This is a genomic window from Streptomyces sp. NPDC058619, assembly GCF_042717785.1.
In the GTDB taxonomy this organism is placed as follows: Bacteria; Actinomycetota; Actinomycetes; order Streptomycetales; family Streptomycetaceae; genus Streptomyces.
On sequence record NZ_JBHXQN010000012.1, the window covers coordinates 42,965 to 68,869 of the forward strand.

The following is a 25,905-nucleotide window of genomic DNA, read 5'->3' on the forward strand; positions in this document are numbered from 1 at the left end:
CTACAGGGTGATTTCCAGGGCCTCGACGGCCGACTTCGCCTCCGCCAGGCCCGCGCCCGTGGCGCTGCGGTAGGCCTTGATCGCCTCGATCCGGCGGCCGTCGCGCAGCAGTGCCCGTACCCCGTCCAGGCCCGCCGGCTCCGGCTCGACGATGCCGAGATGGTCCAGGATCAGGCCCAGGCGGCGCTCCGCCCGGTCCGCCCGGCGCTCCAGGCGCTGCAGGCGCAGGGTCACCGCCGAGGTGACCCAGGCGGCCGTCGCGACCAGCATCAGCAGCAGGAACAAGTCGTTCACTCGGGCCCTCCCGGGATCAGTCCGTGATCTTGAAGGTACTCGAGCTGCGCCCGGACGGACCATTCCGCGGCCGGCCACAGCGAGCGGTCGACGTCCGCGTAGACCCGGGCGACGACCTCCTCGGGGGTGGTGAAGCCGTTCTCGACGGCGGTCTCCACCTGGGCGAGCCGGTGGGCCCGGTGGGCCAGGTAGAACTCCACGGCCCCCTGCGCGTCCTCCAGGACGGGCCCGTGCCCCGGCAGGACGGTGTGCACCCCGTCGTCTACGGCGAGCGAGCGCAGCCGGCGCAGGGAGTCCAGATAGTCGCCCAGACGGCCGTCGGGGTGGGCCACGACGGTGGTGCCGCGCCCGAGGATCGTGTCGCCCGTCAGCACGGCCCCGTCGGCGGGCAGGTGGAAGCAGAGCGAGTCGCTGGTGTGGCCCGGGGTCGGGACCACCCGCAGCTCCAGTCCGCCGGTCCGGATCACGTCCCCGGCGGCCAGGCCCTCGTCGCCGAGGCGCAGGGCCGGGTCCAGGGCGCGGACGCGGGTGCCGGTGAGCTCGGCGAAGCGGCCGGCGCCCTCGGCGTGGTCCGGGTGGCCGTGCGTGAGGAGGGTGAGCGCGATCCGCTTGCCCGCCCGCTCGGCGGTGGCGACGACCGCGCGCAGGTGCCCCTCGTCCAGCGGTCCGGGGTCGACGACGACGGCCAGCTCGGAGCCCGGCTCGGACAGCAGCCAGGTGTTGGTGCCGTCCAGGGTCATCGCGGAGGCGTTGGGGGCCAGGACGTTGACCGCGCGGGCGGTGGCCGGCCCGGAGACGACCAGGCCGCGGGGCTGCCCGGGAAGAGCGGCGGCATCGGTCATGCGGGACCTCCCGGGCGCACTCGCTTCGTGAACTCGTCGTGGCCCGGCCAGCTGAGCACCAGCTGCCCGTCCTCCAGCGAGGCCCGGGCCAGCACCGGGGCGAGGTCCTGCGCCGCGGCCGCGCCGAGCGCCTCGGCGGCGCTCCCGTACGGCTCCAGGGAGCGCAGGGTGGAGATCGTCGGCGGCATCATCAGCAGCTCGCCCTTGTCGTACCCGGCGGCCGCCTCGGCGGGGCGGATCCAGACCGTGCGGTCCGCCTCGGTGGAGGCGTTGCGGGTGCGCTGGCCGACGGGGAGGGCGGCGACGAAGAACCAGGTGTCGTAGCGGCGCGGCTCGAACTCCGGGGTGATCCAGCGCGCCCACGCCCCCAGCAGGTCGGAGCGCAGCCGCAGGCCGCGGCGGTCCAGGAACGCGGCGAAGGACAGTTCGCGGGCGACGAGGGCCGCCCGGTCGGCCTCCCAGTCGTCGCCGGTGGTGTCGCCCACGACGGTGTCCGGGGTCTCGCCGGCGAGCAGGACGCCCGCCTCCTCGAAGGTCTCGCGGACCGCTCCGCAGACGATCGCCTGGGCGGTGGCCGGATCGGTGCCCAGCCGGGCGGCCCAGTCGCTCCGGGAGGGACCCGCCCAGCCGACCTGGTGCTCCTCGTCGCGGGGGTCGACCCCGCCGCCGGGATACGCGTACGCGCCGCCGGCGAAGGCCATCGAGGCCCGCCTGCGGAGCATGTGCACGGCGGGCCCGGCGGGAGTGTCGCGCAGCAGCATCACGGTGGCGGCCCGCCGCGGTGCGACCGGGGTGATCGAGCCGTCCGCGAGCGCGCGGATGCGGTCGGGCCACTCCGGCGGGTACCACTGGCCTCCGGCGGGGGGCTGCTGCTGACCGTACTGACCATTCGGCATGGCGGGATGCTACGGCCATCCGGCCCGATGTTCGAGGGGCACCTCGCGGCGCCCGGCCGTCCGGCCGCCCGGAAGCGGGCCGGGGCCCGGCCCTGCGGGGGTACCGACGCGAACGGGCCGGGGCGCGCCCCGCGCGACCCGGCCCGTCTCCGTACGGACGAACAGGCGGACGGACCGGCGGACGCCGGCCGGCCGCGTCAGGCGGAGGGCTCGACCTCGACCTGGATCTCGACCTCGACGGGCGCGTCCAGCGGGAGGACCGCCACGCCGACCGCGCTGCGGGCGTGGACGCCCTTCTCGCCGAGGACCTCGCCCAGCAGCTCGCTCGCGCCGTTCAGCACGCCCGGCTGGGCCGTGAAGTCGGGGGCCGAGGCGATGAAGCCGACCACCTTCACGACGCGCACGATCTTGTCCAGGTCACCGATGACCGACTTGACGGCGGCCAGGGCGTTCAGCGCGCAGACGGCGGTGAGCTCCTTGGCCTGCTCCGCCGAGACCTCGGCGCCGACCTTGCCGGTGACCGGCATGCTGCCCTTGACCATCGGGAGCTGGCCCGCCGTGTACACGTACGCGCCGGACCGCACGGCCGGCTGGTACGCGGCCAGCGGCGGGACGACCTCCGGCAGGGTCAGGCCGAGCTCGGCCAGCCGCGCCTCGACGACGCCGCTCATGCCTTCTCCCGCTTGAGGTAGGCCACCAGCTGCTCGGGGTTGTTCGGCCCGGGCACGACCTGGACGAGCTCCCAGCCGTCCTCGCCCCAGGTGTCCAGGATCTGCTTGGTGGCATGGACCAGCAGCGGGACGGTCGCGTATTCGAACTTCTTGGTCATGGGAGCGAGGGTAATGCCTGTGGTGCGGGGCTCCTGCGCGGCCCGTGGGCCGAGTGGTTAGGCTCGGACGCTGTGAGCAGGCTCCAGGTGGTCAGCGGCAAGGGCGGCACCGGCAAGACCACGGTCGCCGCCGCACTCGCGCTCGCCCTCGCACGCGAGGGCAGGCGGACTCTACTGGTGGAGGTCGAGGGCAGGCAGGGGCTCGCGCAGCTCTTCGGCGCCGAGGCGCTCCCCTACGAGGAGCGGAAGATCGCCGTCGCTCCCGGGGGCGGTGAGGTCTTCGCGCTCGCCATCGACGCCGAGCGGGCGCTGCTGGACTACCTCCAGATGTTCTACAAGCTCGGCTCGGCGGGCCGCGCCCTCAAGAAGCTCGGCGCGATCGACTTCGCGACGACCATCGCCCCCGGGCTGCGGGACGTCCTGCTGACCGGCAAGGCGTGCGAGGCCGTCCGGCGCAGGAACAAGGCCGGCGGGTTCGTCTACGACCACGTGATCATGGACGCGCCGCCGACCGGCCGGATCACCCGCTTCCTGAACGTGAACGACGAGGTGGCGGGCCTGGCCCGGTTCGGCCCGATCCACAACCAGGCGCAGGCCGTCATGAAGGTGCTCAAGTCCCCCGAGACGGCCGTGCACCTGGTCACCCTGCTGGAGGAGATGCCGGTGCAGGAGACCGCGGACGGCATCGCGGAGCTCCGGCAGGCCGGGCTGCCGGTGGGCCGGGTCGTGGTGAACATGGTGCGGCCGCACCACCTGGACGAGGACACCCTGCGCGCCGCGGCCGGCGACCACCGCGCCGACGTGGCGAAGGCACTGTCCCGGGCGGGACTCGGCGGGGCGCGCCGCGGCGGGCTGGCCGGGCGGCTGGTGGACCCGCTGCTCGCGCAGGCGGCCGAGCACGCGGGCCGGGTGGAGCTGGAGCGCGCGCAGCGCGCCGTGCTGAACGGGCTGGACGTGCCCGCGTACGAACTCCCCCTGCTGGGCACGGGGATGGATCTGGCGGGGCTGTACACGCTCGCCAAGGACCTGCGGAAGCAGACGGTGGCCGAATGAGCGAGGGGGTGGACACCGTGGGCCTGGACACTCCGCCGCGGCTGGCGGTCGACCGGCTGCTGGACGACCCGGAGACCCGGATCATCGTGTGCTGCGGTTCGGGCGGGGTCGGGAAGACCACCACGGCCGCGGCACTGGGCGTACGGGCGGCCGGGCGCGGGCGCAAGGCGGTGGTGCTGACCATCGACCCGGCGCGGCGGCTCGCCCAGTCGATGGGCATCGACTCGCTCGACAACACGCCGCGCAAGGTGGGTTCCGTGGGGGCGGACGGCGGTGAACTGCACGCCATGATGCTGGACATGAAGCGGACCTTCGACGAGATCGTCGAGGCGCACGCGGACGGCGAGCGGGCCCAGGCCATCCTGGCCAACCCCTTCTACCAGTCCCTGTCGGCCGGCTTCGCGGGCACGCAGGAGTACATGGCGATGGAGAAGCTGGGCCAGCTGCGGGCCCGGGACGACTGGGACCTGATCATCGTGGACACCCCGCCGAGCCGCTCGGCGCTGGACTTCCTGGACGCCCCGAAACGCCTCGGGTCCTTCCTGGACGGGAAGTTCATCCGGGTGCTGATGGCTCCGGCGAAGGTGGGCGGCCGGGCCGGGATGAAGTTCCTCAATGTCGGCATGTCGATGATGACGGGCACGCTCAGCAAGCTGATGGGTGCCTCGCTGCTGAAGGACGTACAGACCTTCGTGGCCGCGATGGACACGATGTTCGGCGGCTTCCGCACCCGCGCGGACGCCACGTTCCGGCTGCTCCAGGCACCCGGTACGGCCTTCCTGGTGGTCGCGGCCCCGGAACCGGACGCTCTGCGCGAGGCGGCGTACTTCGTCGAACGGCTGGCCGCGGAGAGCATGCCGCTGGCGGGGCTGGTCCTGAACCGGGTGCACGGCAGCGGCGCCGACCAGCTGTCCGCGGAGCGGGCGTTGGCCGCCGCAGAGAATCTTGAAGAAGGGTGCATTGTCGATCAGGAGTCCGGGAAAGCTGGACTTCGTGACGCGGCCGCGGAGGCCGCCGAGGCTCCCGCGGGAACTCCCGAGACCGGCTCCCCCAGCGCCGTACGCGACACCGCGGAAGTCGACACGCAGGACGCGTACGACACGTACGACTCGCACGACCAGAGCGGCGCGTACGACTCGCACGACGAGAACGGCGCGCACGCGGCCGACGACGCGATCACGGTGGACGTGATCACGGCGGGGCTGCTGCGCCTGCACGCCGAGAGGATGCAGGTGATCGCGCGTGAACGACGCACACGCGACCGCTTCACCTCGCTGCACCCCGAAGTGGCGGTGGCCGAAGTGGCCGCCCTGCCCGGCGACGTGCACGACCTCGCCGGGCTGCGGGCCATCGGAGAGCGACTCGCGGCCGGGGTTTCGGCCGGAGCGTAGACGTCCTTACGACGTGGCGCCCGGGCGGCCTACCCGGCTGCCGCGTACGTCTCGTACGGAACGTCGATCTCCGTGTCGTCATCCATGGTGAGGATGCCGGTACTGCGCTCGTACTCCGTACGAGCGGTTTCGAGCAGCCGTCGCCACGAGGTGACGGTGGGACGCCGGCGCAGCAGCGCGCGTCGTTCCCGCTCGGTCATGCCGCCCCACACGCCGAACTCGACGCGATTGTCGAGGGCGTCGGCCAGGCATTCGGTCCGCACCGGACATCCGGTGCACACCGCCTTGGCCCTGTTCTGTGCCGCTCCTTGAACGAAAAGTTCATCCGGATCGGTAGTGCGGCAGGCTGCCTGCGCACTCCAGTCGGTAACCCAGCCCATCCCGGCGCCGTCCTCTCCCGAATCGAGGCTCCCCCACGGCGGCAGAGGCATATTCACCGCTGCCAGTTGAGGACGTTACGGAAGGTGGGCACCGCGCAACACCCCCGACGGGCCCAATCTTGAATGGTCCGAACGGACTATGGGTAAGCGGCAGATCACCCGACGGAGTGATCCGGCGACATGCCCGGCCATTCCGGCGATTCGGGTGAAATTGGGATAGCGCCGACGCGACTCGGATGACACAGGGGGCGAGATTCGGACACGCGTCCACCCCATTCGGGAAGGGTGAAAAACAAGCCGAGGGGTTGATGTCGCACCGCACTGCTGTGACAGTTGGGGACAGCTTAGGCCAAGGCATTCGCGCGTGTCCGGTGAATGAGAACGTAGGCTGCCCTCCATGGGAAAGAAGCGCTCGGGCGGCGGGCTCACGGGGAGCCAGCAGGCCGTCAAGTTCCTCGGAGTGTCCGTTCTCTCCGGAGTTGTACTGGCAGGCATGGCCATCCCGGCGGCAGGCGCCCTGGGTCTGGCGGCCAAGGGCACGGTCGAGGGATTCGACGAGATCCCGGCCAATCTCAAGACTCCGCCGCTGAGCCAGCGGACCACGATCCTGGACTCCGAGGGTGGCCTGATCGCCACCGTCTATTCACGGGACCGGCAGGTGGTCCCGCTCACGGCGGTCTCCCCGTACATGCAGAAGGCGATCGTCGCGATCGAGGATTCCCGTTTCTACGAACACGGGGCCGTCGACCTCAAGGGCATCCTGCGCGCGGTCAACCGCAACGCGCAGGAGGGCGGCGCGGCGCAGGGCGCCTCCACCCTTACCCAGCAGTACGTGAAGAACGTCTTCGTCGAGGAGGCCGGCGACGACGAGACGAAGGTGCGCGAGGCGCAGGAGAAGAGCCTCGGACGCAAGATCCGCGAGTTGAAGTACTCGATCCAGGTCGAGGAGGAACTCGGGAAGAAGAAGATCCTCGAGAACTACCTCAACATCACGTACTTCGGCCAGCAGGCGTACGGCGTCGAGTCCGCGGCCCAGCGCTACTTCAGCAAGCCCGCCAAGGACCTGGCGCTGGAGGAGTCGGCGCTGCTCGCGGGGATCGTGCAGTCGCCGAGCCGGTACGACCCGGTGAACGACGCGCAGGAGGCGATGAAGCGGCGCAACATCGTCCTGCAGCGCATGGCCGACATGAAGGACGTCTCGCAGGCCGAGGCGGACGTGGCGAAGGCCAAGCCCGTCACCCTGAAGGTGACGAAGCCGCGCAACGGGTGCATCACCGCGGTCAAGGGCGCCGGCTTCTTCTGCGACTACGTGCGCAACACGTTCCTGACCGACGCCGTCTTCGGCAAGACGCGCGAGGAGCGGGCCAAGGTCTGGAACCAGGGCGGCCTGACCGTGCGGACGACCCTGGACCCGCAGTCGCAGGACGCGGCCAACGAGTCGATCAAGGACCACGTGTACCAGGAGGACTCGATCGCGACGGCGGTCACCCTGGTCCAGCCGGGCACCGGGCGGGTCCTGGCGATGGGTCAGTCCAAGCCGTACGGCTTCGGCAAGAATGAGACCCAGATCAACTACTCCGTGGACAAGCGGATGGGCGGCTCGAACTTCGGCTTCCAGGTCGGATCGACCTTCAAGCCCTTCATCGCGGCCGCCGCGCTGGAGCGGGGCCTGCCGCCGACGAAGGTCTACCAGGCGCCGAACAAGATGGACTACCCGAGCCCGATCTCCCGCTGCGACGGCTCGCAGTACATCAACGTCAACAACAAGGAGACGGCGAAGAACGAGACCGAGGACGAGATCGGCCCCTATGCGCTGCGGACGGCCATGGAGAAGTCGATCAACACCTACTTCGTCGAGATGATCTCCGAGATCGGCCTGTGCCCGGTGTCCGAGATGACGAAGAAGCTCGGTGTCGTCCCGGCGAGCGGCGCGAAGCTGGCCGACGGCCCGGCCATCGCGCTCGGCTCGGAGGAGATGTCACCGCTGACGATGGCCAACGCGTACGCGGCCTTCGCCAACCGCGGCACCTACTGCACCCCGGTCGCCATCGAGTCGATCACCGACTCGCACGGCAAGGCCCTCGCCGTGCCGAAGTCCAAGTGCGACCGGGCGATGTCGCAGGACACCGCCGACACCATCAACACGCTGCTGCGCGGGGTGGTGGACTCCGGTACCGGTGAACGGGCCGGCCTGAGCGACCGCGACAGCGCGGGCAAGACCGGTACGACGGACAACCGCTACAACGCCTGGTTCGTCGGCTACACGCCGAACGTCTCCGGCGCGGTGTGGGTCGGCTCCGGCGGCGCGAAGAAGATCACGATGGAGGACATCGTGATCGGCGGCCGGTCCTACGACAAGGTCTTCGGCGGCGGGCTGCCCGGTCCGATCTGGAAGGACGCGGTCTCGGGCGCCCTGTCCGGGCGCGAGGCCCCCGGCTTCACCACGGTCAGCATCCCCGAGCCGAACGTCCCGGCGGGCGGCCCTCGGGGCAACAAGCCTCCGGCGACGAACCCGAGCAGGCCCGGGAAGCCGGGCAAGCCGGGCGGGGACAACAAGCCCGGCGGGCAGACGAACGCCGGAGCCGCGAACGCCGGCGGCGATGGCGGCGGTGGCGGCGACCCGGAGAACCCCTTCCCCTTCCCCTTCCCGGGGATCGGGCAGTAGGCGCGGCCTGCCGGAGTCCGGAGCACCAGAGCACCGGAGGCAGAGGCACGAACGGGTGAGGGCCCGGCCGGATCGATCCGGCCGGGCCCTCACCCGTTCGACCGGGCAACCCTTCCAACCGGGTCGTCCGGTCAGGACAGCTGCTGCTTGACGACGGCGGCGACGCGGCCGCCCTCCGCCAGCCCGGCCACCTTCGGGTTCACGATCTTCATGACGGCGCCCATGGCCCGCGGCCCCTCGGCGCCCGCCGCCCTGGCCTCCTCGACGGCCTGCGTCACGATCGCGACGAGCTCGTCGTCGGTGAGCTGCTTGGGCAGGTACGTGTCGAGGAACTCGCCCTCCGCGGTCTCCCGGGCGGCCTGCTCGGGACGGCCGCCCTGGGCGAAGGCATCCGCTGCCTCGCGGCGCTTCTTCGCCTCCTTCGCGATCACCTTGAGGACCTCCTCGTCGGAGAGCACGCGGGCTTCCCTGCCGGCGACCTCCTCCTTGGTGATGGCGGAGAGGGTCAGGCGCAGCGTCGACGAGTGCAGCTCGTCGCGCGCCCTGATGGCGGTCGTGAGGTCTTCCTGGAGCTTGGCCTTGAGCGTGGTCATGCACATGAGTCTGCCAGGTGTGGGGCCGATGGTGCCCGGGTGTTTTCCCCGTCTGCGACGATGGGTCCATGCGCGCGCGTTACGGAGTACCCCTGAAGGCTGCTGCCGCAATCGCGGCGGTGGGGACCGCTGGTGTGGCCTATGCCGCCGGATTCGAGGCGCGGTCGTTCCGCCTGCGCCGGGTCACGGTGCCCGTCCTGCCCCCGGGAATGCGCCCTTTGCGCGTACTCCAGGTGTCGGACATCCACATGGTCGGCGGGCAGCGCAAGAAGCGCGCCTGGCTGCAGTCCCTCGCCGGCCTGCGCCCCGACTTCGTCGTGAACACCGGCGACAACCTCTCGGACACCGACGGCGTGCCGGAGGTGCTCGACGCCCTCGGCCCGCTGCTGGACTTCCCGGGGGTGTACGTCTTCGGGTCCAACGACTACTACGGACCGCGGCTGCGCAACCCCGGGCGCTACCTCATCGAGCGGACGCAGGGCCGACACGGGCTGAACGGCAACAAGCCGGTCGTCGGCGCCGTCCACAACCCGTGGGAGGACCTGCGGGACGCCTTCGACGCGGCGGGCTGGCTGAACCTCACCAACACCCGGGGCCGGCTGAAGCTGGACGGCCTGGAGCTGGCCTTCACCGGCCTGGACGACCCGCACATCAAGCGGGACCGCTACGAGCGGGTGGCGGGCGGTCCGGAGGCGGATGCCGACTTCTCGATGGCCGTCGTGCACGCCCCGTACCTGCGCGTACTGGAGTCCTTCACCGCCGACCGGTACCCGCTGATCCTCGCGGGGCACACCCACGGCGGGCAGTTGTGCATCCCGTTCTACGGGGCGCTCGTCACCAACTGCGACCTGGACACGAAGCGCGTGAAGGGGCTCTCCACGCACGAGGCGGACGGCAACCGCGCGTACCTCCACGTCTCGGCGGGCTGCGGCACCAACCGGTACACCCCGGTCCGCTTCGCCTGCCCGCCGGAGGCGACGCTCCTGACGCTGACGCCAGGCACCGGGGACGTGCGGGGGCCGGCCCCCGCATGTTGACGGCATGATCCCGCCGCCGCCCTCCCGCGCCCGCACCCTCGCCGCCGCGACGGGCTTCCGCGCCCTGATCGCCGCGGCGGCGGCGACGGGGATCGCCATCGAGTGCGCCCACGGCAGCGTGCCTGGTCCGGGGCGCCCTCCTGGCTCCCGGCACGAAGGGCCGCTACCCGTACCCCTTCCTCGACGTGGCCCGGTACGGCTCGCGGGCGCCGCGCTGAACGCCGCCCGTCCTGGAGCTCGCCTTCTACGCCCTGGGGCTCGCGCTGGCGGCGGCGGACCGCTTCCGCCGGGCGTCGCCACTGGCCGTGCACCCGGCCCGCGAAAACCGGATTTCGTCTCCGGCCGGAGGTCCGCTAAAGTAATCGATGTCGCCAGGACAGCACACGCTGCCAAGGCGACGCTCGGGGTGTAGCGCAGCTTGGCAGCGCGCTTCGTTCGGGACGAAGAGGTCGTGGGTTCAAATCCCGCCACCCCGACGCTGTAGTACCAGGTCAGAGCCGGTGTCTTGCAAAAGACACCGGCTCTGCTTGTTTCCCCGCCCTCTCGGGAGGACCCTGGGGGAACTCCGCGATGACCAAGCGGCCACCGGACGAGGTGGGCCTCGTCCGGGCCGGATCAGGCGTGACGGGTTTTTACGACAGGGCGCTGCTCACTCCGTCGGCGATCATCATCCACAGGGGCTGGCCGCCCGTGCCGAAGGCCGAGGCCAGCGCGTAGCCGATCGACGCGTCCGCCGGGCGGAGTTCGGCGCCCTCCTGCCATTCGGCGAGCACCAGCTCGTCGCCGTCGGAGGAGAAGTCGCCGATGTGCGCGCCGTCGCGGGTCAGCCGGCTGCTGGGGACGGAGTCCGGGACCAGGCGGTAGAGGGCTCCCTCGCATGCCACGTCCACCCGGTAGGAACGCCTGGTCAGGCCCCCTTTTGCCGACTTCAGCTCGATCTTCCGGCCGTCGATCCGCATCGTCAGGTGCACGGGGTCGCGGGTGCCGATGGCCGTCTGCGGGTCCGCCTCGGAGCCCGGGTCGCGCTCCAGGGTCACGCGGGGTATCCCCTCGCCCTCGACCTGAAGGGCCTCCTGGCCGTCCTGGCGGACGATGATCGCGCCGAAGTGCGTGTCCTCGATGGGGGTTCGGGACGAGTCGTTCATGGGTCGAGTCCTTCGGTGCGGTCGGAACCTGCGGTGCGGCGCAGGCGGTACGGCCGGGCGCACGGTCCCGGCGGTGGCGTCGGGTGGAGAGGTTTTCCCGAGCGTTCCCACGAGCATCGGGGGTCCTGCTCGACGTGGGCGAGGCGGCGCCGGAGGTCGGCACGGCGAGCGGATGTCCGTACCGTCGAGGCGGATGCCGCCGCCGTCCAGGGCGTGGAAGCGCTGGATCGGGGAGAACACCGGTGGCCTTCCCGATCCGGAGGAACCGGTGATCGCTGTGACGGCGCCGGGCGGCGCGGGGGGACTGGTCCCCTTCAGAGTAGGCGGGCGCCCCCGACGGGCGAACTCCGCCTTCTCCACGACGACTTCCGGCAGCGGGTCAGCGTCTTCACCCCGCCGCGCCGTCCGCCTGGGCGGGCGGAGTCGTGGCCAGGGCCGTCAGTTCCGTGCGGGTCAGGGTGAGGAGCGCCGGGGCGTCGTGGGGGTTCAGCGCGCGGGCGGTCGCCGCCGCGTCGAGGTGGGCCAGGACCGCTTCGAGCGTCGGGAGGTCGCCGAGGGGGCGCAGCAGCCACAGCCGGCCCGGCGGCCGGGGCGGGAGGCCGAGGGCGGCGAGCGCCTCGTCGGCCTCGCGGTCCAGGCCGGCGAGGTCGGCTCCGGCGAGCGGGGCGCACTCGACGGCGGTGATGTGGCCGTGGCCGTCGAGCGAGGTCTCCACCGCCCAGCGGGTGGACCGGTCAGGGACCCAGGTACGGGCCGGTGCGGGCCAGACGTACGGCAGGAACGCCCAGCGCGCGCCCTCGGGGGCCCGCTCCCAGCCCAGCGCCTCCAGCTCCCGGACCTCGGGCAGCCGGTCCGGCTCCTGCTCGCTGCGGCCGGAGCGGCGCTGTGCGAGCGGGTGCGGCGTTCCGTCCTCGTCCCACGACATGCGGGCAGGCTACGCCGCACCGCCCCCGCAACCCCCGCCCGACGCGTCCGCGCGCCCCGAGGCCGTGCTCCGGGCGCCCGCGCCCGCCGCCCCGCCGGCCTCGGGGGCGGCGCGCCGCCGGACGCGGCCCCGGCACCAGCTCGTGCCACAGGTCCAGCGCCGGCGTCTCCTGCCTGTACGGCCCTCCGGCCCGGCCGGAGCTCCCGGTAGCGGCCCACCAGCAGTTCGGCCTCGGCCGCCGTCGCGGCGGGCAGTCGGGAGGCGATGGCTTCGTCCCACCAGTACGACGACTTGGAGTAGTGCAGCCGCCGGATGCTGCCGCTCGCCGCGGGCGTACGCGAGGAGGTGGCCGTGCCCCTGCTTGAGGCGCCCGGGCAGGGCGTCGAGCGTGGCCCGGGCCCGCTGCCAGGCCTCCAGCGCGCGCACCACGCCGACCGGCGTCATGCCGGCGTGGAGGAGGCTCCCGTAGAGCGCGGAGTCGCGGTCGCCCCACACCGCCTCCCGGCCCTGCGCGGTGGACGCCAGGTGCGCGGCGTCCGGGAGCGGCAGGTGCGACAGGCAGGCCAGGGCCTGCCGTTCGCGGAGCGTCCGGGCCGGCCCCTCGTTGGCTCCGGTGTCCGGCAGGCATCCGCGCCGGGCCGCCAGGTGGCGCGCGGCCCGTGCGGACGGGCGGACGGGCGGACGGGCGGGCGGAGTTGAGGTTCACGGTTCCTCGCCGCCTCGGCGGCGGCCCCGTCACGCGTCCGGCGGGTGCACCGTCACGGAACGGGCGGTCAGCGGGGGCGGCGGGTGAAGTCGACCTCGGACCCGGGCTCCCCCGGCCAGGACAGGCGGGCCGGGGCGGGCGGGTTCTCCGCGAGGACGCGCCCGTGCGCGACGACGTACCGGGGGGGGACCTGCCGGCGGATCGCCTCCAGCGGGGTCGGCGCCGGGAGCAGGACGAAGGAGGCCGGGGCGCCTTCCGCGATGCCGTACTCCGCCTCCGGGAGGCCCAGGACGCGCGCGGCGCGGTCCGTCACCATCGCGAAGGCCTCCGGGATCTCGTCGGCGCCCGTGAGCTGGGCGGCGTACACGCCGACGAGGGCGGTCTGGAGCGGGTTGCCGGTGCCGAGCGCGTTCCACGGGTCCATCACGTCGTCGTGGCCGAAGGCGACGTTCACCCCCGCCGCCAGCATCTCCTTGACCTGGGTGAGGCCGCGGCGCTTGGGGTAGGCGTCGAAACGGCCCTGGAGGTTGAGGTTGGCGAAGGGGTTGGAGACCAGGTTGATCCCCGAACGCGACAGCAGGCGCTGGAGTTTGAAGCTGTACGCGCCGCCGTAGGAGCCCATCGCCGTCGTGTGGGAGGCCGTGGCGCGTCCGCGCAGGCCCGAGCGCAGGGCCAGGGTGGCCAGCACCTCCACGAAGCGGGAGTGCTCGTCGTCGATCTCGTCGCAGTGCGCGTCGACGCGCAGCCCGTGCTCCTCGGCGAGCGCGAAGGCCGTGGCCAGCGAGGCGACCCCGTCCTCGCGCGTGTCCTCGAAGTGCGGGATCGCGCCGACGACGTCCGCGCCGCGCCGGACCGCCTCGCGCAGCAGCGCCTCGCCGTCCGGGAAGGAGACGATGCCCTCCTGCGGGAAGGCCACGATCTGCAGGGTCATGAAGTCCCGCACCCGGTCGCGCACTTCGAGCAGGGCGTCGAGGGCGGTCAGGGCCGGGTCGGTGGTGTCGCAGTGGGTGCGCACGTGCAGCACGCCCTGCGCCGCCTGCCAGCGCAGCACCTCGGTGGCCCGGTCGACGACGTCGTCCCGGGTCAGGGTCCGCTTGCGTTCGCTCCAGCAGGCGATGCCCTCCCACAGGGTGCCGGAAACGTTGGGGCGCGGCTCGCCGGCGGTCAGGGCCGTGTCGAGGTGGATGTGCGGTTCGACGAAGGGGGCGGTGACCAGGGACCCGTGGGCCTCGATCAGGACCCCGGTGGCCGGGGGTTCCTTCTGGTCGTCGTGCGGCAGGACGCGCGCGATCCGGCCGTCCTCGCCCACTTCCACGTCCCAGAGGGCGCCCGGGCCCCCGTCGTGGCCTTCGGTGTGCAGCAGCCGGGCGCCCCGGACGATCATCCGCATGCCGCCAGCGTACGCACGCCGCCCGCGACCCCGCGGGAGGCGGCGGGAAGCGGCGGGCGGCCGGTTCCGGGCGGCGCCCGTCCGGCGGGGTCGTCGTTCGGGGACCGCGTGTGGCAAGAATGGGAGGCATGACCAGCGACAGCGATGTGACCGGCAACGACGAGACCGGCAACGACGTGAACGGCAGCGGCGCGAACGGCGCCGGAGCGAACGACGCCGGAGCGACCCCCGCGGCGGCTCCGGACACGACTGCGGACACGACCCCGGACACGGCCCCGGGCGCGACCCCCGACACCGCCCCCGACGCGGTCCCCGAGTGGGAGAAGCGGTTCCGCGCCCCGCGCGTCGGTCTGCCCGACTGGGCCGAGGACGCGCCGGACCGCTCCCTCTTCGTCTCGAACGCGACCGGCACCTTCGAGCTCTACGCCTGGGACCGCGCCACCGGCGCCCAGCGGCAGGCCACGGACCGCCCCAACGGCACCACCGACGGCACGCTCTCCCCCGACGGCGAGTGGATCTGGTGGTTCTCCGACACCGACGGCGACGAGTTCGGCACCTGGGTCCGCCAGCCCTTCGCGGGCGGCCCCGACGAGCCGGCCACGCCCGGGCTGGCGCCCTCGTACTCCGCGGGCCTGGCCATCGGGCGCGACGGGACGGCGGTCGTGGGCCGGTCCACCGACGAGGACGGCACGACGATCCACGTGGTGCGGCCGGACGGGAGCGCGCCCGGCGTCATCTACCGGCACCGCGAGTCCGCCGGAGTGGGCGACCTGTCCCGCGACGGCTCGCTGCTCGTCATCGAGCACACCGAGCACGGCGACGCGATGCACTCGGCGCTGCGCGTGGTCACCCTCGACGGCGCCACGGTCGCGGAGCTCGACGACTCCAAGGGCGGCACCGAGGACCTCGGCCTCGGCGTGCTCGGCTTCGCGCCCGTCGACGGCGACACCCGGCTGCTCGTCGGCCACCAGCGGCGCGGCCGGTGGGAGCCGATGGTGTGGGACGTGTCCACGGGCACCGAGACGGAACTCGGCATCGAGCTGCCGGGCGACGTCAGCGCCGAGTGGTACCCGGACGGGTCGGCGCTGCTGATCGTGCACAGCTTCGAGGCGCGCAGCGAACTGTGGCGCTACGACCTCGCCGAGCGGACCCTGGTCGCGGTGGAGACCCCGGCCGGAACCGTGTCCGGTGCGACGGCCCGCCCCGACGGGACGGTGGAGTACCAGTGGTCCTCGGCCGCCGAGCCGGCCTCCGTACGGTCCACCGCGGGCGGGGTCGTGCTGGACCCGCCCGGCTTCCGGCCGCCGGGCTCGGTGCCGGTCGAGGACGTGTGGGTCGAGGGCCCCGGCGGACGGGTCCACGCGCTGGCGCAGCGGCCCGTCGGCCACGGCGACGGCCCCTTCCCGACCATCTTCGAGATCCACGGCGGCCCGACCTGGCACGACAGCGACGCCTTCCTGGCGACCCCGGCGGCCTGGCTCGACCACGGCTTCGCGGTCGTCCGCGTCAACTACCGCGGCTCGACCGGCTACGGCCGCGAGTGGACCGACGCCCTCAAGCACCGCGTCGGCCTGATCGAGCTGGAGGACATCGAGGCGGTCCGCGGGTGGGCGGTGGAGTCCGGCCTCGCGGACCCGGCGCGGCTGGTGCTCTCGGGCGGCTCCTGGGGCGGGTACCTGACGCTGCTGGGCCTCGGCACCCGGCCGGACGCCTGGGCGGTGGGCCTGGCCGCCGTGCCGGTCGCCGACTACGTGACGGCTTACCACGACGAGATGGAGGCGCTGAAGTCCCTGGACCGCACCCTCTTCGGCGGCACCCCGGAGGAGGTCCCGGACCGCTTCGAGGCGTCCTCGCCGCTGACGTACGTGGACGCGGTGAAGGCCCCCGTGTACATCGCGGCGGGCGTCAACGACCCGCGCTGCCCGATCCGGCAGATCGACAACTACGTCGACCGGCTGGCGGGGCGGGGCGCGGAGCACGAGGTGTACCGCTTCGACGCGGGCCACGGCTCGCTGGTCGTGGAGGAGCGGATCAAGCAGGTCCGGATGGAGCTGGAGTTCACCCTGAAGCACCTCCCCCGCTGACCCCGGCGAACCGAGCCCCGGCAGACGGAACCGGCCGCACCCCCCGTACGGTGGTGGGGTGCACCGGTTTCTCCTGACCCCGCGCTGGTGGGGGATCAACGTCTTCGTCGCGCTCGGCGTCCCCTTCTGCCTGTTCATGGGGACCTGGCAGCTCGGCCGGTTCGAGGACCGCGTCGACACCCACCGGGAGGCGACCGCCGAGCGGCCCGCCGACCTGGCCGCCGCCCCGATGGCCTCGCTGCTCCCGGTGGACAAGAAGACGTCCGGGCAGCCGGCCTCCGTCTCCGGGGAGTACGCGGAGCAGCTGCTGGTCCCCGAGCGGACGCTCGACGGGAAGTCCGGCTTCTACGTGCTGACGCTGCTGAAGACCGATTCCGGCAAGGCCGTCCCGGTGGTCCGGGGCTGGCTGCCGGGGACCGCGGACCCGGCGGCGGCGCCGGCCGCGCCTGCCGGGCGCGTGGACGTCACCGGGGCGCTGCAGCCCCCGGAGAACTCCCGCACGAAGGGTGTCCACTCCGAGGGCGGGCTGCCCGCCGGACAGCTCGGGGTGATCGGCGCCGCGTCGCTGGTCAACCTGGTCCCGTACGACCTGTACGACGCGTGGCTGACGGTGCAGACCCCGGCGGACGGCATGCTGCCGGTGCCGCCGCAGGCCCCGAACGACACCGGGCTCGACCTGAAGGCCTTCCAGAACCTCGGCTACACCGGCGAGTGGTTCGTCTTCGCCGCCTTCGTGCTGTTCATGTGGTTCCGGCTCTACCGCCGCGAGATCGAGACCCTCCGCGACGCCGAGGCCGGTCTCCTCCCCGCGGAGGAGACCGCCGCCGAGGCCGCCCCCCAGCGCGTCTGAGGGCCCGACCGTTCCCCGCGTCACACGCTCGGGCTACGGCGCCGGCGCGTCCAGCGGGATCGAGCCCGTCCGGTACAGCGTGCCCCCGCAGGCCTCGGGGATCGTCGTCTGCGTGGTCGGCGAGCCCGCCGCCGGGGTGTGCGCGACCGCGACCCCGGCCGGGTCCGGGGACGGCGGGACCGTCTGCGGGTCCGCGCCCGCGGCGGCGGCGCCCCCCGTACCGTCCGCGCCGCCCGGGGAGCCGCCCGCCGCGTCCCCGGAACCGCCCTGCGGCGGCTTGGGACCCGCCGTGGTCGTCGCCGGGCAGGGCTCCCCCGAGGGGACCCAGGCGAAGCGCACCTCGTACGCCGTGCTCGGCTGGAGCACCAGCAGCGGCGGCTCCGACGACGGGTCGGGCAGCAGCCCGCTCGCCGGATCCCCCGCGGTGTGCCCGACGACGGCGGTGCCCGTGCCCGTACCGGGCGCGGCGGCGGCCGCCGTCACGGTGTCCGGGCCGGAGACGACGCAGCCCCGCACCGACACGTTGGTCACCTTGAAGCTGCCGTACACCTTGCCGTCGGCCCCGGGGGCACGGGACGAGGCCACCACCCCCAGCTGGTCGGCGCCGCACCGGGTCACCCCCTGGGCGGCCGGCGGCTGGGGCCCGGGGACCGGGACCTGCCCGCCCTGGCCGCGGGAGGAGCCGGACGGCGTGCCGGCGCCCGAGGGGCCCGCGGAGACCCCGGTTCCGCCGGTCGGCGCACCGGCGGGAGCCCGGTCCGGATCCCCGGCGGTGCCGCCCGCATCGGGCGCGCCCGCGGAGAAGGTGGCCCTGGGGTGGGCCCCGGCGCCGTTCTGGTGCGGGTCGGAGGAGCCGGTGCCCGCGGTGGCTCCGGCGCGCTCGCCGTGCCCGGCCATCGCCGAGCGGTCGGCGGCCGTGCTGCCGCCGCCGCTCAGGTGCACGGCGGCCGGGATCCCGGCGCCGGCCAGCAGCGCGGCCGCGGCGGCGCCCACGACGGCCCGGCGCCTGCGGGTCCGGCGCGCGGGGACCGCGTACCGCAGCCGCTCCAGCGCGCCCTCGGAGGGCTCCAGGCCCTCGACGGCTCCGTGCAGCAGGCCCCGCAGCGCCTGTTCCTCGCTCGCCCCGCCCAGCGGGGTGTGGTCGTCCGTCATGACTGCGCAGCCTCCATCGCCACCCGCAGCGCGGCAATCCCCCGCGATCCGTACGCCTTCACCGAACCGATCGATATCCCGAGCGTCTCGGCGACCTGCGCCTCCGTCATGTCCGCGAAGTAGCGCAGCACCAGTACCTCGCGCTGACGGCGCTGGAGTCCCCGCATGGACTTGATCAGGTCGTCCCGCTCCAGCTGGTCGTACGCGCCCTCCTCGGCGCTCGCCATGTCCGGCATCGGCTTCGACAGCAGCTTGAGGCCGAGGATGCGGCGGCGCAGCGCGGACCGGGAGAGGTTGACGACGGTCTGGCGCAGGTAGGCCAGCGTCTTCTCCCGGTCGCGGACCCGGTTGCGGGCCGAGTGGACGCGGATGAACGCCTCTTGGACGACGTCCTCGCAGGAGGCGGTGTCGTCGAGGAGCAGCGCGGCCAGGCCGAGGAGCGAGCGGTAGTGGGCCTGGTAGGTCGCGGTGAGGTGGTCGACGGTGGTGCCCGCCACCACCGGCGCGGCCTCGGCGGCGCTCCCGGCCGCGGCGGCCGGGCCACTGCCCCGCACTGCCGCACCGCCGTCCTGCGCCGCCGCGTCGCCGGCGTCCGCCGTCGCTCCGGCGCCGTCGCGCGGCGCGGGCACGCGCCCGCCCCGGTCCGGCGCGGGAGCCCGTACGGACGCCTCGGAAGGCCCCGTCGGCGGGACGGGGACGATCACGGGGAAACCGCCGCCGGACGTACGGGAACCCCGGCGCGGCGGAAGGAACCCGGTGCGCGCCGGCAGGACGGCCAGGTCGAGAAGTGCCTCTGCCACGTCTGTAGGACGCGCGTCCCCCGGTGAGGGTTGTACGAGCCGGGCAACCTCGCCCGCAAAATCCCTGTTGCCCTCATGCGTTCCCGCTCTTCCCGATTGCCCCGGTCCTATCGAGACGGCAGTCGGGCCATCACCTTGATCAAGGGATCAGCACCGATCCTACAAAGCGAATTACGCAAATTCACCCGCGATCAGTTCCGCGATTTGCGTGGCATTCAGGGCGGCGCCCTTGCGCAGATTGTCGGCGCACACGAAGAACTCCAGCGCGTGCGGGTCGTCGAGCGACACCCGCACCCGCCCCGCCCAGGCCGGGTCGGTCCCCGCGGCGTCCGCGGGGGTGGGGAACTCGCCCGCCGCCGGATCGTCCACGAGCACCACGCCGGGCGCGGCGTCCAGGATCTCCCGGGCGTGCGCGGCGTCCACCCGGTTCTCGAACCGGGCCCGCACGGTCAGCGAATGCCCGGCCACCACCGGCACCTGTACGCAGGTCACCGACACCGGGAGCCGCGCCAGGTCCAGGATCCGGCGCGTCTCGGCCCGTACGGCCAGCTCGTGCGAGGACCAGCCGTCCTCGCACAACTCCCCCGACCAGGGAACGACGTTGAGGGCGAGCGGCGCCGCGAACGGGCCGGTGTCCTCGCCCACGGCACGGCGCACGTCGCCGGGCTGCTCCCCCAGGGTGGTGCCGGCGACCAGCGACAGCTGGCGGCGCAGCGTCTCGGAGCCGGCCCGGCCGGCGGCGCCCGCGGCCTGGTACGAGGAGACGGCCAGCTCGGTCAGGCCGTACTCGGCGTGCAGCGCGCCGAGGGCCGCGCTCATCGCGGCGGTCACACAGTCGGGGCCCGCGACGATCCCGCGCGGCCGGATCCGTACGGCGTGGCCGTTGACCTCGGGCACCACCAGCGGTACCTCGGGGTCGGCGCGGAACGCGGCGGACTGGTCCACGACGACGGCGCCGCGCGCGGTGACGACGGGCGCCCACCGGGCCGAAACCGCGGCGGGCGTGAGAAAGACCACGACATCGCCCGGCCCGAGGCCGTGGAAGGCGTCCTCGGTGAGGGCGAGCACCTCGGTCCGCTCCGCGCGGACGGCCAGCGTGCGGCCGGCCGAGCGCGCGGAGGCGATCAGGCGTATGTCGCCCCAGACGTCCGCCCGCTGGGACAGGATCCCGAGCAGGACGGAGCCGACCGCTCCGGTCGCTCCGACCACGGCGAGCGCCGGGCCGGAGGACCGGGGCGCGGTCATCGTCCGGTGCCTCCGTAGACGACGGCCTCGTCGTTGTCGGAGTCGAGGCCGAAGGCCGTGTGCACGGCGCGGACGGCCTCGTTGACATCGTCCTGGCGGGTCACGACCGAGATGCGGATCTCCGAGGTGGAGATCAGCTCGATGTTCACGCCGGCGTCGGACAGGGCCTGGAAGAAGGAGGCGGTGACGCCCGGGTTCGTCTTCATGCCGGCGCCGACGAGGGAGATCTTGCCGATCTGGTCGTCGTAGCGCAGGGAGTCGAAGCCGATCCGGTCCTTGGCCTTCTCCAGGGCGTCGATGGCCTTGTGGCCCTCGGCCTTGGGGAGCGTGAAGGAGATGTCGGTGAGGCCCGTCGAGGCCGCCGACACGTTCTGCACGATCATGTCGATGTTGATCTCGGCGTCCGCGATGGCGCGGAAGATCGCCGCGGCCTCGCCCGGCTTGTCCGGGACGCCGACGACCGTGATCTTGGCTTCGGAGACGTCGTGCGCGACTCCGGAGATGATGGCGTGCTCCACCTGCGCGTCCCCTTGCGGATTCTCGTTGCTGACCCAGGTGCCCGGCAGTCCCGAGAAGGACGAGCGGACGTGGATCGGGATGTCGTAGCGGCGTGCGTACTCGACGCAGCGGTGCAGCAGCACCTTGGACCCGGAGGCCGCGAGCTCCAGCATGTCCTCGGAGGAGATCCAGTCGATCTTCCGGGCCTTCTTCACGACGCGGGGGTCCGCGGTGAAGACGCCGTCGACGTCGGTGTAGATCTCGCAGACCTCGGCGTCCAGCGCGGCGGCGAGCGCCACGGCGGTGGTGTCCGAGCCGCCCCGGCCGAGGGTCGTGATGTCCTTGGAGTCCGCGGACACGCCCTGGAAACCGGCGACGATGGCGATGTTGCCCTCGTCCAGCGCGGTGCGGATACGGCCCGGCGTGACATCGATGATGCGCGCTTTGTTGTGGACCGAGTCGGTGATCACGCCTGCCTGGCTGCCGGTGAACGACTGGGCCTCGTGGCCCAGGTTTTTGATCGCCATGGCCAGCAGGGCCATGGCGATCCGCTCTCCGGCGGTCAACAGCATGTCGAATTCTCGTCCGGCAGGCATCGGGGACACCTGCTCGGCGAGATCGATCAGCTCGTCCGTCGTGTCGCCCATCGCGGAAACCACGACGACCACCTGGTGGCCGTTCTTCTTGGCGTCCACGATCCGCTTGGCGACACGCTTGATGCCTTCGGCATCGGCTACGGAGGAGCCTCCGTACTTCTGCACGACAAGGCCCACGTGCGCTCCTCGCTCAATCCGTCTCATTGCTGGTGCAGTCTAACGAGCGGCCGCGATCCGACCGCTTCGTGCCACATCATGAGACGAAAAGATCAGCCGAGAAGTTCCCGCGCCGGGCCATCCGTGCGGGCCGCCACCACGCCCCTCACCTGCGGCCGAGGCCTCCGAGCTCCTCCGCCATGACCACCCCGGCCTGCTCGGCCAGGTCGTCCTCGGCGAGGTCCTCGTCGGTGTCCAGCCCGTCCAGGGCCGCCAGCGGCTGGTCCAGGCGTACGTGCGCCACCAGGGACTGCAGGGCGCGCAGCGTGGCCGAGGCCGTCGGACCCCAGTTGGTGAAGTACGAGAACTGCCACCACCACAGCGCCTCGGTGATCCGCCCCGCCTGGTAGTGGATCAGCCCGTGCCGCAGGTCGGCCACCACGTCGGCCACGTCGTCGGAGATCCGGTGCGGGACCGGAGCCTTCCGCGGCTCGTAGGGGTCGAAGACCTCGGAGTAGACGTCGACCGGCTCCAGCATCACGGCGAAGCGCTCGCGCAGGTCGTCCACGTCCGGCTCCGGGCCCAGGTCGGGCTCGTAACGCTCGTCGGGCAGCACGTCCTGGTACGCGCCCAGCCGGCCGCCCGCGAGCAGCAGCTGGGAGATCTCCAGCAGCAGGAACGGTACGGCGCGGTCCGGATCCTCGCCCTTGGCCACCTCGGTGACCGCGACGATGAACGAACCGATCTGGTCCGCGATCTGGACGGCGAAGTCGCCCGGTTCCGGGCCTGCTGCGTGCAGGGTTGCGTCAGACATCGAGAAGTCGCCTTCCTTCAAAGGCCCGCCCGAGCGTGACCTCGTCCGCGTACTCCAGATCTCCCCCGACGGGGAGCCCGCTGGCCAGGCGGGTGACCTTGAGGCCCATGGGCTTGAGCATCCGGGCGAGGTAGGTGGCGGTCGCCTCGCCCTCCAGGTTCGGGTCGGTGGCGAGGATCAGCTCGGTCACCACCCCGTCCGCGAGGCGCGCCAGCAGCTCGCGGATGCGCAGGTCGTCCGGTCCGACGCCCTCGATCGGGCTGATCGCACCGCCGAGGACGTGGTACCGGCCCCGGAACTCGCGCGTCCGCTCGACGGCGACGACGTCCTTCGGCTCCTCCACGACACAGATGACCGTGGTGTCGCGGCGCGGATCGCGGCAGATCCCGCACCGCTCCTCCTGCGCCACGTTCCCGCACACCCCGCAGAACCGGACCTTGTCCTTGACCTCCAGCAGCGTGTGCGCGAGGCGGCGGACGTCGGTGGGCTCGGCCTGCAGGATGTGGAAGGCGATCCGCTGCGCGCTCTTGGGCCCGACGCCGGGCAGCCTGCCCAGTTCGTCGATCAGGTCCTGGACCACGCCTTCGTACAACGGACTGCCTTCTTTCGTTTCGGTTTCCGCCGCGAGGCGGGTGCTGGGGGACTAGAAGGGGAGGCCCGGGATGCCGCTGCCGCCGCCCAGGCCCTGGGCCAGGGGGCCCAGCGCCTGCTGCTGGAGCGCCTGGGCGTTCTCGTTGGCGGCCTGGACCGCCGCGACGACCAGGTCGGCGAGGGTCTCGGTGTCCGCCGGGTCCACGGCCTTGGGGTCGATCACCAGGGCGCGCAGCTCACCGGAACCGGTGACCGTCGCACGGACCAGACCGCCGCCGGCCTGGCCCTCGACCTCGGTGCGCGCGAGTTCTTCCTGGGCCGCGGCGAGGTCCTGCTGCATCTTCTGGGCCTGCTGGAGCAGCTGCTGCATGTCGGGCTGGCCACCACCGGGAATCACAGGTCATTCACTCCGTACCGTCGGGACGCTTGGTCAATCCGAGCCTACGTGCTCCCCGGGCGCCGCGCCCTACGCCGTGAGGACCAACTCTTTCGAGTGAGGGACGAGGCGTGCGCGTACCTGCTGGGGACCTCCTGCCGGGCGGAAATCGCGGGAATCGTCGTCCACTGCCCGTCATTCGAAGGTAGGAAGGGCATGCGCATCATTGCGCACACGCGCACCACCAGTCGTCAGCGCAGGCAGAGGGAGTGCCGGGTGAGCCAGCCGGAGATGCAGCCCGAAGGGCCACCCCGGGATCCCCGGGAGGAGGTCGACGGGCCGGTGGCGGCCGGCGACCTGATCGGCCGGCCGTTCCCCCTCGGGGACTGGGGCGAGCCCGCCGAGCGGCTCGACGAGCTGTACCGGCGGGTCGAGGCCGACGCACTGCGCACCGCCGAGTGGTACCTCGCCGACCGGGCCTGGAAGCGCGGGGGCGCGCGGGCGCTGCGCGGGAGCGCGGCCGTGGGCGCCGTCACGGGCGCGGCGATGCCGCTGCTGGAGCTGACGGGCTCGGTGCCCGGCGCGGCCTCCTACGGGTACCTGGCGCTACTGATGGGCGCGGCCGCGCTGGCCTGCGACCGGTTCTTCGGGCTGACGTCCGGGTGGATGCGGAACGTGGCGACCGCGCAGGCGGTGCAGCGGCGGCTCCAGACGCTGCAGTTCGACTGGGCCTCGGAGAACGTCCGGGAGGTGCTCGGGCCGACCGAGGGCTCGGCGAGCGAGGCCGCCGAGCGCTGCCTGACGGTGCTGCGGCGGTTCTCCGAGGACATCACCGAGCTGGTGCGCTCCGAGACGGCGGACTGGATGGTGGAGTTCCGGGCCGGGCCGGCGCCCCTGGTCATGCAGTCCCTGGGCGCCTCCGGGGGCCGCGTGGAGGCGGGCATCCCGCCGGCCCGGTTCCCGCTGCCGCCCGGCACCCGCCCGAACATGCCGCGTCAGCGCCCGCCGGAGCAGCCGCGGTAGCCGTCCGGCGGGGCGGCGCCGTGTTCCCGGGGGGCCCGGAGTCGGGACCCAGGGTCCGGTTCAGCTGAAGATGATCATCGAGCCCTGGCCCAGACTGCGGGTCGCGGCCGCGTGCAGCCCGAGCCAGACGTGGCGCTCCCGGGCGAAGGGGCTGTCGTCGTACGGGATCGGCCCCGCGGGCTCCTCCAGCGAAGTCGGACGGCCGGGCGGCGCGGGCGGCGCGGGCGGGTTCGCCGGGTCTATCCCGATGGCCGGAGCCACGAACACCAGCTCCCGCAGCAGGCCCTGCGCGGACCCCAGCGGCCCCCCTCCGGCGAGCAGCTCCTCGTTCGCCAGCGGCGCCGCGAAGTCCACCGGGACGTAGGCCCCGGCGTGGTCGTAGTGCCAGACCAGGTGGGACTGCTGGGCCGTCGGCTCGAACATCTCCAGCAGCTGCTCGTAGTCCCCGCCCAGCTCGTCCACCGGGGTCACCGGCAGTCCGCAGAGCTGGAGGAGGTACGCCCGCCGCAGGAAGTGCAGGGCGTCGTAGTCGAAGCCGGCGACCGGGGCGACGTCCCCGCTCAGACCCGGCATGTAGGAGAAGACGGGCACGGACGGCAGCCCGGCCTCGCCCAGCGCCTTGTCGTACGAGGCGATCTCCTCCGCGAAGGGGTTGTCGGGGCTGTGGCACAGCACGTCGACAAGGGGGACCAGCCACAGGTCACAGGCCACGCGGGCTCCGATCAGTCGTTCCGCCGATCGGTCAAGCGTAGTGCGCCGAACACCCTCCGCGAAGGGGTGCGCAGAACCCCGTCGGCGTCCGGCCGGTTCCGCACCGCGCGGACCGGCGCCCCGCCCGGCCCGCTACAGCCCGGCGGCCCAGTCCAGGCCGTGCCGGTTGTAGTCGAGGACCAGGCCGCGCACGGCCTCGGCGTCCGCGAGGGTCACCGCGTCCACCAGCTCCCCGTGCCGGTCCCACAGGGCCGCCCGGAGCTGCGGCTCGCGCTGGAGGTGCGGGACGGCGAAGACCCAGCACTGGACCCGGATGCGGTGCAGGAACTCGGAGATGTAGGTGTTGCCGACCAGCCCGCTCAGCTCCCGCCAGAAGCGCAGGTCGTAGCCGATCAGCACTTCGAGCGAGCCGCTCTGCGCGGCCCGCCGCGCCTCCTCGGCCCGGCGGCGCACCGACACCAGCATCTCGCCGGACCAGGGCGCGGTGCCGCGCTCGGCGAACCGGCGGAATATCCCGTCCACGATCAGCGTGCGGGCCTCGATCATCCCGCGGAAGTCGTCGACGGAGTAGACGCGGACCCGGAAGCCCCGGTGCTGGACCAGTTCAAGCAGACCTTGCGCGGAGAGGTCCACGAGGGCCTCGCGCACCGGGGTCGCCGAGACCTCGTACTGCTCGGCGATCTGCTTGACGGTGAACTCGGTCCCCGGCGGCAGGCGTCCCGCAAGGACCTCGTCCCGCAGCGCGTCCGCGATCTGCTGGCGAAGGGTGTTGCGGGTGACAGCTCCGCTGCCTGGCATAGGGGTCCGTTTCCTCAGTGAGAACTTCGGACACCTTAGGCCAGGCAGCGCGGCCGAAACCGAGC

Annotated in this window: 26 protein-coding genes and 1 tRNA gene; 8 read left to right on the top strand and 19 right to left on the bottom strand. The window is 73.0% G+C overall.

The window, feature by feature from the left end:
• The 5 genes from ACFWTC_RS14465 to ACFWTC_RS14485 form a co-directional block, all read right to left on the bottom strand.
• Entirely contained in the window at positions 1-294 is a 294-nt protein-coding gene (locus tag ACFWTC_RS14465) for a hypothetical protein (RefSeq protein ID WP_383926659.1), read from the bottom strand.
• Positions 291-1,136, bottom strand: a complete 846-nt coding sequence (locus tag ACFWTC_RS14470) for an MBL fold metallo-hydrolase (protein WP_383926656.1) — start codon at positions 1,134-1,136, stop codon at positions 291-293. Before ACFWTC_RS14470 ends, ACFWTC_RS14465 begins: the two co-directional genes overlap by 4 nt.
• A complete protein-coding gene (locus tag ACFWTC_RS14475) occupies positions 1,133-2,032 on the bottom strand; it encodes an NUDIX hydrolase (protein ID WP_383926653.1) in 900 nt (299 codons plus the stop codon). Before ACFWTC_RS14475 ends, ACFWTC_RS14470 begins: the two co-directional genes overlap by 4 nt.
• A 197-nt stretch (positions 2,033-2,229) precedes the next feature.
• On the bottom strand, positions 2,230-2,703 hold the full coding sequence (locus ACFWTC_RS14480; protein ID WP_383926650.1) for a RidA family protein: 474 nt from the start codon (positions 2,701-2,703) through the stop codon (positions 2,230-2,232).
• Positions 2,700-2,861, bottom strand: coding sequence for a DUF4177 domain-containing protein (locus tag ACFWTC_RS14485; RefSeq protein ID WP_007264966.1), 162 nt, complete (start codon positions 2,859-2,861; stop codon positions 2,700-2,702). The genes ACFWTC_RS14480 and ACFWTC_RS14485 overlap by 4 nt, the downstream gene beginning before the upstream one ends.
• 72 nt (positions 2,862-2,933) lie before the next feature.
• Between ACFWTC_RS14485 and ACFWTC_RS14490 the strand changes: the two genes are divergently transcribed.
• Both ACFWTC_RS14490 and ACFWTC_RS14495 read left to right on the top strand, forming a co-directional pair.
• Positions 2,934-3,914: an ArsA family ATPase gene (locus ACFWTC_RS14490; RefSeq protein WP_383926647.1), complete on the top strand. Its 981-nt coding sequence runs from the start codon at positions 2,934-2,936 to the stop codon at positions 3,912-3,914.
• Positions 3,911-5,305, top strand: coding sequence for an ArsA family ATPase (locus ACFWTC_RS14495; protein ID WP_384027544.1), 1,395 nt, complete (start codon positions 3,911-3,913; stop codon positions 5,303-5,305). The genes ACFWTC_RS14490 and ACFWTC_RS14495 overlap by 4 nt, the downstream gene beginning before the upstream one ends.
• Before the next feature lie 29 nt (positions 5,306-5,334).
• Here ACFWTC_RS14495 and ACFWTC_RS14500 read toward each other — a convergent pair whose 3' ends face one another.
• On the bottom strand, positions 5,335-5,685 hold the full coding sequence (locus ACFWTC_RS14500) for a WhiB family transcriptional regulator (protein WP_267721232.1): 351 nt from the start codon (positions 5,683-5,685) through the stop codon (positions 5,335-5,337).
• A gap of 397 nt (positions 5,686-6,082) precedes the next feature.
• Here ACFWTC_RS14500 and ACFWTC_RS14505 point away from each other — a divergent pair, with 397 nt between their 5' ends.
• Positions 6,083-8,350 carry a transglycosylase domain-containing protein gene (locus tag ACFWTC_RS14505; RefSeq protein ID WP_384027542.1) on the top strand — a complete coding sequence of 756 codons (2,268 nt, stop codon included), beginning with the start codon at positions 6,083-6,085 and terminating at the stop codon, positions 8,348-8,350.
• Between the two features lie 131 nt (positions 8,351-8,481).
• On the opposite strand, the gene ACFWTC_RS14510 is transcribed toward ACFWTC_RS14505, so the two are convergent.
• Positions 8,482-8,943, bottom strand: coding sequence for a GatB/YqeY domain-containing protein (locus tag ACFWTC_RS14510; RefSeq protein WP_383916559.1), 462 nt, complete (start codon positions 8,941-8,943; stop codon positions 8,482-8,484).
• 68 nt (positions 8,944-9,011) lie between these two features.
• Here ACFWTC_RS14510 and ACFWTC_RS14515 point away from each other — a divergent pair, with 68 nt between their 5' ends.
• Together ACFWTC_RS14515 and ACFWTC_RS14520 are read left to right on the top strand one after the other, a co-directional pair.
• A complete protein-coding gene (locus ACFWTC_RS14515) occupies positions 9,012-9,980 on the top strand; it encodes a metallophosphoesterase (RefSeq protein WP_383916556.1) in 969 nt (322 codons plus the stop codon).
• Positions 9,981-10,382: 402 nt separating this feature from the next.
• Positions 10,383-10,456 (top strand) — tRNA-Pro (locus ACFWTC_RS14520).
• 156 nt (positions 10,457-10,612) lie between these two features.
• Here ACFWTC_RS14520 and ACFWTC_RS14525 read toward each other — a convergent pair.
• The 3 genes from ACFWTC_RS14525 to codA form a co-directional block, all read right to left on the bottom strand.
• Complete coding sequence (locus tag ACFWTC_RS14525; protein WP_384027540.1) at positions 10,613-11,125, bottom strand: hypothetical protein; 513 nt, start codon at positions 11,123-11,125, stop codon at positions 10,613-10,615.
• Positions 11,126-11,513: 388 nt separating this feature from the next.
• A complete protein-coding gene (locus ACFWTC_RS14530; RefSeq protein ID WP_384027538.1) occupies positions 11,514-12,050 on the bottom strand; it encodes a DUF5956 family protein in 537 nt (178 codons plus the stop codon).
• Positions 12,051-12,823: 773 nt separating this feature from the next.
• A complete protein-coding gene (gene codA, locus ACFWTC_RS14535) occupies positions 12,824-14,146 on the bottom strand; it encodes a cytosine deaminase (protein WP_384027536.1) in 1,323 nt (440 codons plus the stop codon).
• 128 nt (positions 14,147-14,274) lie between these two features.
• On the opposite strand from codA, the gene ACFWTC_RS14540 reads away from it, so the two are divergent.
• Both ACFWTC_RS14540 and ACFWTC_RS14545 read left to right on the top strand, forming a co-directional pair.
• Complete coding sequence (locus ACFWTC_RS14540; RefSeq protein WP_383916543.1) at positions 14,275-16,230, top strand: prolyl oligopeptidase family serine peptidase; 1,956 nt, start codon at positions 14,275-14,277, stop codon at positions 16,228-16,230.
• Positions 16,231-16,288: 58 nt separating this feature from the next.
• The gene (locus ACFWTC_RS14545; protein ID WP_383916541.1) at positions 16,289-17,080 is read left to right on the top strand and encodes an SURF1 family protein; all 792 of its coding nucleotides are present in this window, start codon (positions 16,289-16,291) and stop codon (positions 17,078-17,080) included.
• Between the two features lie 33 nt (positions 17,081-17,113).
• Here the strand turns inward: ACFWTC_RS14545 and ACFWTC_RS14550 are convergent, their stop codons facing one another.
• From ACFWTC_RS14550 to ACFWTC_RS14580, 7 genes are all read right to left on the bottom strand, one after another.
• Positions 17,114-18,232 (bottom strand): hypothetical protein, encoded by a 1,119-nt coding sequence (locus ACFWTC_RS14550; RefSeq protein ID WP_383916538.1) that lies wholly within the window; start codon positions 18,230-18,232, stop codon positions 17,114-17,116.
• Positions 18,229-19,032, bottom strand: a complete 804-nt coding sequence (locus ACFWTC_RS14555) for a SigE family RNA polymerase sigma factor (RefSeq protein WP_384027535.1) — start codon at positions 19,030-19,032, stop codon at positions 18,229-18,231. The genes ACFWTC_RS14550 and ACFWTC_RS14555 overlap by 4 nt, the downstream gene beginning before the upstream one ends.
• 171 nt (positions 19,033-19,203) lie before the next feature.
• Complete coding sequence (locus ACFWTC_RS14560) at positions 19,204-20,277, bottom strand: aspartate-semialdehyde dehydrogenase (RefSeq protein WP_383916532.1); 1,074 nt, start codon at positions 20,275-20,277, stop codon at positions 19,204-19,206.
• Positions 20,274-21,548, bottom strand: coding sequence for an aspartate kinase (locus tag ACFWTC_RS14565; RefSeq protein WP_383916530.1), 1,275 nt, complete (start codon positions 21,546-21,548; stop codon positions 20,274-20,276). The genes ACFWTC_RS14560 and ACFWTC_RS14565 overlap by 4 nt, the downstream gene beginning before the upstream one ends.
• A gap of 145 nt (positions 21,549-21,693) precedes the next feature.
• Positions 21,694-22,341, bottom strand: coding sequence for a DUF5063 domain-containing protein (locus ACFWTC_RS14570; protein ID WP_383916527.1), 648 nt, complete (start codon positions 22,339-22,341; stop codon positions 21,694-21,696).
• Positions 22,334-22,933, bottom strand: coding sequence for a recombination mediator RecR (gene recR / locus ACFWTC_RS14575; protein ID WP_267721138.1), 600 nt, complete (start codon positions 22,931-22,933; stop codon positions 22,334-22,336). Before recR ends, ACFWTC_RS14570 begins: the two co-directional genes overlap by 8 nt.
• A 51-nt stretch (positions 22,934-22,984) precedes the next feature.
• Positions 22,985-23,329 carry a YbaB/EbfC family nucleoid-associated protein gene (locus tag ACFWTC_RS14580; RefSeq protein ID WP_267721137.1) on the bottom strand — a complete coding sequence of 115 codons (345 nt, stop codon included), beginning with the start codon at positions 23,327-23,329 and terminating at the stop codon, positions 22,985-22,987.
• 255 nt (positions 23,330-23,584) lie between these two features.
• On the opposite strand from ACFWTC_RS14580, the gene ACFWTC_RS14585 reads away from it, so the two are divergent.
• On the top strand, positions 23,585-24,331 hold the full coding sequence (locus tag ACFWTC_RS14585) for an SLATT domain-containing protein (RefSeq protein WP_383916524.1): 747 nt from the start codon (positions 23,585-23,587) through the stop codon (positions 24,329-24,331).
• A 60-nt stretch (positions 24,332-24,391) separates the two neighbouring features.
• Here ACFWTC_RS14585 and ACFWTC_RS14590 read toward each other — a convergent pair whose 3' ends face one another.
• Both ACFWTC_RS14590 and ACFWTC_RS14595 read right to left on the bottom strand, forming a co-directional pair.
• The gene (locus ACFWTC_RS14590; RefSeq protein ID WP_383916521.1) at positions 24,392-25,042 is read right to left on the bottom strand and encodes a hypothetical protein; all 651 of its coding nucleotides are present in this window, start codon (positions 25,040-25,042) and stop codon (positions 24,392-24,394) included.
• Between the two features lie 132 nt (positions 25,043-25,174).
• Positions 25,175-25,840 carry a GntR family transcriptional regulator gene (locus tag ACFWTC_RS14595; protein ID WP_383916518.1) on the bottom strand — a complete coding sequence of 222 codons (666 nt, stop codon included), beginning with the start codon at positions 25,838-25,840 and terminating at the stop codon, positions 25,175-25,177.
• Between the last annotated feature and the right edge of the window lie 65 nt (positions 25,841-25,905).